This is a genomic window from Parafrankia sp. Ea1.12, assembly GCF_900465275.1.
Classification (GTDB): domain Bacteria; phylum Actinomycetota; class Actinomycetes; order Frankiales; family Frankiaceae; genus Parafrankia; species Parafrankia soli.
The window spans coordinates 1-415 of the sequence record NZ_UBIZ01000433.1; the positions used below are offsets into that span (position 1 = coordinate 1).

Genomic DNA, 415 nt, shown 5'->3' on the forward strand with positions numbered 1-415 from the left:
AACCTGCGGGACCTGCACGCCCGGATCCACTCGGGGCGTTACCGGGCGAGTCCCTCGCGGAGGGTGTACATCCCGAAGGCGGACGGGCGGCTGCGGCCGCTCGGTATCGCCACGCTGGAGGACAAGATTGTCCAGCGGGCGGTCGTCGAGGTGCTGAACGCCATCTACGAGGAGGACTTCCTCGGCTTCTCGTACGGGTTCCGGCCAGGGCGTAGCCAGCACATGGCGCTCGACGCGCTCGCGGTCGGGATCCAGCGGAAGAAGGTGGGCTGGGTGCTCGACCTGGACATCCGGGATTTCTTTTCCAGCCTCAGTCATCAATGGCTGGTCAAGTTCCTTGAGCACCGGATCGCGGACAAACGGATCCTGCGCCTGGTCCAGAAATGGCTGAGCGCGGGAGTCATCGAGAACGGCG

General features: G+C 65.3%; 1 protein-coding gene. It reads left to right on the forward strand.

Annotation, left to right across the window (positions count from 1 at the left end):
* Nucleotides 1–415, forward strand: a 415-nt coding sequence (locus FMEAI12_RS25405; RefSeq protein WP_255565736.1) for a reverse transcriptase domain-containing protein, incomplete at both ends; no start/stop codon positions are given.